The organism is Desulfosarcina sp. (genome assembly GCF_033791525.1).
Taxonomy (GTDB): Bacteria; Desulfobacterota; Desulfobacteria; order Desulfobacterales; family Desulfosarcinaceae; genus Desulfosarcina.
Genome location: NZ_JASJGN010000282.1, coordinates 1 through 5,419, shown reverse-complemented (window position 1 = coordinate 5,419; position 5,419 = coordinate 1). Strand labels below are relative to the sequence as shown.

At 53.3% G+C, this 5,419-nt stretch carries 7 protein-coding genes; 2 read left to right on the top strand and 5 right to left on the bottom strand.

All coding sequences use genetic code 11. The annotated features are described in order from the left end of the window. Window positions 1-587: 587 nt before the first annotated feature. Window positions 588-776, top strand: coding sequence for a hypothetical protein (locus tag QNK41_RS14020; RefSeq protein WP_319257978.1), 189 nt, complete (start codon window positions 588-590; stop codon window positions 774-776). Window positions 777-792: 16 nt separating this feature from the next. Here the strand turns inward: QNK41_RS14020 and QNK41_RS14015 are convergent, their stop codons facing one another. Together QNK41_RS14015 and QNK41_RS14010 are read right to left on the bottom strand one after the other, a co-directional pair. Beyond that, entirely contained in the window at window positions 793-960 is a 168-nt protein-coding gene (locus tag QNK41_RS14015) for a hypothetical protein (RefSeq protein ID WP_319257976.1), read from the bottom strand. 307 nt (window positions 961-1,267) lie between these two features. Next, window positions 1,268-1,579 (bottom strand): hypothetical protein, encoded by a 312-nt coding sequence (locus QNK41_RS14010; protein WP_319257975.1) that lies wholly within the window; start codon window positions 1,577-1,579, stop codon window positions 1,268-1,270. A gap of 217 nt (window positions 1,580-1,796) precedes the next feature. Between QNK41_RS14010 and QNK41_RS14005 the strand changes: the two genes are divergently transcribed. After that, on the top strand, window positions 1,797-2,456 hold the full coding sequence (locus QNK41_RS14005) for a class I SAM-dependent methyltransferase (RefSeq protein WP_319257980.1): 660 nt from the start codon (window positions 1,797-1,799) through the stop codon (window positions 2,454-2,456). Window positions 2,457-2,850: 394 nt separating this feature from the next. Here QNK41_RS14005 and QNK41_RS14000 read toward each other — a convergent pair whose 3' ends face one another. The 3 genes from QNK41_RS14000 to QNK41_RS13990 are packed head-to-tail and all read right to left on the bottom strand — an operon-like array spanning window position 2,851 to window position 5,038. After that, window positions 2,851-3,231 (bottom strand): 3-hydroxyacyl-CoA dehydrogenase NAD-binding domain-containing protein, encoded by a 381-nt coding sequence (locus QNK41_RS14000; RefSeq protein WP_319257974.1) that lies wholly within the window; start codon window positions 3,229-3,231, stop codon window positions 2,851-2,853. Further along, window positions 3,228-4,244, bottom strand: a complete 1,017-nt coding sequence (locus tag QNK41_RS13995) for an electron transfer flavoprotein subunit alpha/FixB family protein (RefSeq protein WP_319257972.1) — start codon at window positions 4,242-4,244, stop codon at window positions 3,228-3,230. The genes QNK41_RS14000 and QNK41_RS13995 overlap by 4 nt, the downstream gene beginning before the upstream one ends. An 11-nt stretch (window positions 4,245-4,255) precedes the next feature. Beyond that, window positions 4,256-5,038 (bottom strand): hypothetical protein, encoded by a 783-nt coding sequence (locus QNK41_RS13990; protein WP_319257970.1) that lies wholly within the window; start codon window positions 5,036-5,038, stop codon window positions 4,256-4,258. Window positions 5,039-5,419: the final 381 nt, after the last annotated feature.

Below are 5,419 nucleotides of genomic sequence, written 5' to 3'. Positions count from 1 at the left end.
ATGTTGAACAATGAAAGGTTTAAAATGTTTGGCACCTGTGGCATCTGTCATAAGGAGGTCATAGAGCAGGACTGCTTCCGTCTGGGGTATGATCTGCTGTATTGCCCTGAGTGCTATGAAAAGATAGTCCACGAAGGACGGTTTTGCCCTGGTGACGGAGGACGATTAGACGGTGTCCTAAATCGCCACCACCGCCTCATTTCCTCCTCCTGAACTCCCAAGGCGGCACAGCATTAATATCACCCCACAGCCCTAATCCACTGTCCTTGCCCCCCCCGTTCCACCTCCAACCAATTAGCGCAGAAATCAGCCTTGCAATATTTACGGTAGACCCACGCGTACCGGTTCATTCAATTGGCGATGCTGTGGGAAAGATTGAGGCGGCGAGTACGTGCTTGGGGATGTTTTTGAAATGACTCAGCAGAAAAGGTGGGAGTGGTCTCGGTATGTGTGTGGCAGCGCCTGGAAACAGAAAGGCAGGGCCGTTTTAGGCTTCAGTTTACCTGATGACTTTATCAAACACGGCAATTGGGGTATAAATTTACAGCAGGCCCTGAAAATCAGTCGAACTAACCGAAAGGAAACTCATGAATGACCAACCAGACCTTGCCGATTGCTCTGACGACACCAAAAAAATCACGGTTCATTTACCTTGCAAGTTGGCTGAGCGTGCTGAAAGATACGCCAAGGAAAATGGCAATACCATCACCGGTGTCGTAATAGAGGCGTTGGATACTTTTTTGAGAGGGGAAAAGTTGGACGTGTCTGGGTGGTAAGTTTCCTTCGTTTAGGCTACTCTGCCTTCAAGTCCCGCAACAGCCTGTCAAACGCCTTCGTGTAGCTGTCGTGGTCCTTCCAGTTGCTGAAGTCAGGAATGAAGTAGGAACGAACTTCAGCGGCCAGATCCGTCCCAGTGTCTGCATCAAACAGTTCCCAGTACCGACCACTACGAACTATCATTCATCATGTTATTCGCATTGACTTATCTATTGATAAAACATATCCTTACCGGTCAGATGTGTTTATACATATCGAAATAGGACCTTCAAACGTCTGTATCTTAAAGATACGCCACGCAACATAATTCTCTCCAACGCTCCCAACGGTCTGTCTTAAAAGATAAAATCTACACCCCTGCCTATTCGTTACGCTGGTAAAAGAGGAGCGACTTGATGGATCTCACATGTGTGTCTTGTAAAAAGCAGTTGTGTCGTCAGGCCACTGATGGCCCTAAAATGTACGGTTATTATCTTTATGACGACAAAGCCTATTGCGTTGACTGCTGGATAAGTGGGAAATGTGGGGAACATGCCATTTGTTCAAATCCAGAGCCTATATTAGCCACATGATCGACTAAAGGGAAACGCCTTAGCCTTTCGCAGCAGTGTTGACCGTTGGCCGCAGGTATATGGGATACCTCGTTTTGCTCGGAGACATCGTCATCGTTATGAAGCTGCTGTTCAGGAAGCTGGATCGTTGGCTCGAAGCGCTGACCATCCAAGGGCGCTCTGATATTGGCCCAGAGGCTGTCAGCAGCTGCCCACAGGCGATTCTCAAGGTCGTTTCCATTGTTGGCCATTAAGTGTGTCTCCTGGGATTATTGGGTGAGGTCAAGCTGTTGGCATTCTAAGCAAGAGATCATAAATGTGCAAGGAATATATGAGGTTAGGAGGGGGATCTGATGCACCGGCAATTCAACACCTTAGGCGTCCATTGACGGTTCAGAGTGGCTCTGATACCTATATAGCATCTCATATCGACGGCCATCACTTTTTGATCAAGTACTGGGGGTGGACATGCCTGAATCGAACCCAGAAGGACGATTTACCATTGGGCATCAAGACGGTAGCGTGACACAGGATACAACCCTCGCCTTCTATGAGGGCAATGCCAAGCAGTATTACGATGGCACCATGAACATCAACATGACGGTGCTGTACGCCCCCTTTCTGACGTACATGCCAACGTATGCAGCCATCCTGGATGCCGGCTGTGGGTCTGGACGGGATGCCTTGTATTTTGCCAGCAGGGGATACCAGGTTGCCGCATTCGACTATTCATCAGCTTTGGTGAAACTGGCCACCAACCTGACTGGGCAAGAGGTGCTGAACCTGTCCTTTCAGGACCTTGCGTTTGAAGACCAGTTTAATGGTATCTGGGCCTGCTCATCCTTAATGCATGTTCCATTGGATGAAATGCATGATGTCCTTTTCAGGCTATCCAGAGCCATGAAGGTGGATGGTGTCTTGTACACATCCTTCAAGTATGGAACGGGGGAACATGATCGTGATGGGAGGCTTTTCGTGGATCTTGATGAGGACGGTTGTGATGAACTGATTAAGCTGCATCCTGAACTCGCTGTTATCAGACGCTGGAAAACCAGTGACCTGAGGCCTGGCAGGGAAAATGAAAAGTGGCTGAACCTGCTGGTCAGAAAGGCCAGGCCGATAGATTGAACCAGACCAAAGCCCTGCTATGATTTCAGGCCTGGATCGGATGATCCAGGACTCCGTTACCCACCTCACCCGCTATAATTTGCACAGCACCGATTACCCCGCACTTGTCCTTGCGGACGCATGACAGACAAGGGGCTATGGGGATGGCAATCACTCAAGGCGGCTGACATGCTCATATCCCAATAGCCATCGTGGCAACGATGGCTATTGGGCGTTGCCCAGATGCGGCACTACGGTCCTGGTTTGAATGGATGACAGCGGGAAGAGAAAAAAGGGGGTGGACATGACCTTCAGGATCAGCTAAATACTTGGACACAACACCGGGTCAAAGGGGTGTTGTAACATTTGGAACTGACTTGAATAAGTGCAGTGATATCAAGCGCATGGACAGTCTTTAAAAAAGTACACCGGCGATGGTGGTGAACACCGTGCGGGCCGGGCACAGGCGGTTGAATTGCGCAAAAACCTTGCCTTTCACCTTGGGATCTTCCGGCACCGATTCGGTGACGATGTCGACCTCGGAGGCCGCTGCCTTTGCATCGTTGGTGAAGGTGATCCGGCCCAGGACCGCGGCTTTTTCCCCGGCGGGCAGGCGCCCGCGTTTGACGAATCGGTCCGCGAGCTGTGCCAGCCGCTTGCGTGTCGCTTCGAAAATATCCGGGGTCACATCGTAGACGACCACATTATATCCGTTCATGGCGCAAAGAAATCCGACCTGATGTCCCATGGTACCCGCACCAATGGTGAGAATACGCCTTACCTCGTCAATCTTCATACCGCACCTCCTTTATCTCTCATCTGGTCGTATCTTTCCCGCAATACCGGCAGGAAAACGGTTAAATCGTCGATCACCGCATAATGCGCCAGGTTGAATATGGCCGCCTTCGGGTCGGTGTTCACGGCCACGACGGTCTGGGATTCCCGCATGCCGGCCAGATGCTGGGGGGCACCGGAAATGCCGCAGGCCAGGTAAAGGGCCGGCGACACTGTATGGCCCGTTTCGCCGATCTGGAGGGAGTGGGGAATCCAGCCCAGATCGCAGGCCCCCCGGGAGCCGCCGACCGCTGCATGTTTGAATAGGCCGGCCGCCGTGTCGAGCAGGCCTGCATATTCAGGCCCGTTTAGGCCGCGTCCGGCTGCCACGACCACTTGCGCCCTTTCCAGCGCCTGATCCGTATGTGCACGTCGATTCATGCCCTGGGGGATGAATAGGTGGTCCGTGTCTGCCAAATGTCGGGTTTCCACAGATGGCGAATGGTTAGGGACATCCGGGGATGCCGAGCGGGAGAACAGTCCCGGCATGATCGTCAGGACCATCGGCCGGCTGCCGGTAGCCACGGTTTCACTCAGCTTGCCGCCAAAGACCGCTCGTTTGATTACAACCTTGTCGCTTTCTACTAAAAGGGAGTCGACGGCGGTGATGCAGGGGGCCTTGATGCGCCAGGCCAAGGTCGCGGCGGCCTGGCAGGCGCGCATATTGTGAGGAAAACAGACTGCCAGCGGTGAGCATTCCTCAACCAAAGCCTCGACTGCCGAAGCGGTAATGGACGGGTTGGGGTAACGGCACTGCGCGTGATCCAAAACAATGACCGGCATGCCGGCAGTATTCGACCAGGACCGTGCCACACCTTCGATTCCATGCCCGGTCAGAACGCCGACCGGCTCACCATCGAACCGTCCGGCCAGGCGCATGGTCTGTTTACCCAGATCCCTGGATCCGGCAGAGAGGCAGCCATCGATGGTTTCGCCCACGATCAGAACGGTGCCGGGGCATTTTTTTGGGATCATTTTCAATTGTCCTATTTCAACCATCCGTTATCATTAAATAGCTGCAACAGGGTGTCCGCTTTTTCAATCATGCTTCCTTCGATGATCTGGCAGGAGGATGTCTGTTGCGGAAAAGTCACATTCAGCGTTTCGACCGGCGGGGTGGCGGTGGCTGTCTCAGCCGGAACGACCCGCTCGATAGCCTGCCTGCGGGACCTGAGGGTGTTGGACAGGGACGGGTAACGGGGGACTCTCCGACTGGTCTGCACCGTCACCAGTGCCGGGCAGGGGAGTCGAACGATCTCGGCCATTCCACCTTCCATTTCACAGGTTGCCGTGAGGGATCGGCCCGGAACGTCCAGGGCGATTTCCACTGCTGCCGCGGCGCAGGGCAGGTCGCGTGCTGCAGCGATCATCGGGCCGGTGATGCCGTGCATCTCGTCTTCGGACATGGCGCCGGTCAGAATCAGATCGTATTTTTTTGTCCCAGCAAAGCGGGCAATCGATCGGGCGACGGTCGTCGGGGCCAGCCGTCCGAGTGCGTTTACGGCCAGGTGAATTCCCGTATCCGCACCCATGGCCACGGCTCGCCGAATCGTGTCCCTGACCCGATCCGGTCCCGCCGACAGGGCATCTACCGTGACATCATCGGCCGTATCCCTGATGACCAGGGCCGCCTCCAGGGTGTGGGCATCGTAATGATTCATGCACCAACCGATGGCCGTTTCATCGATCCAGGGACCCGCTATGGTCAGCGCGCCGCCGGATGCAAGATCGGGTACCGCCTTGATGCAAACCAAAATCGAAAATGCCATGGATTCCTCATCTTGTTTAATTGGAAAACCTATACTCATGAAATGCTATCCAAGGCAATAAAAAAATCGAGCGTTCGCTATATTTTTATTGACACGGGATTGGGGCCGCCATATATGAGGAACATAAAGAACCTCGATTTGACAGATTCGTAAAAAACCCGATATCTGCGTTACGCTTCATCCTTCGTCACTGCGGCGAACCTTTAGTCCGCTGCCTACGGCACCCGCGATAGCGGTATTCTCAGGATGGAACATGAATGTTCGCCGTAAGGATCTTGATCGGTTTTACATTCGCTCGCTTAAGCTCGCTTTCGCGGCCCGCAAGCCTTGATCTCGGGCTTTTTACAAATCCGTTGGAAATGAAACTTCTATGGTATGAAA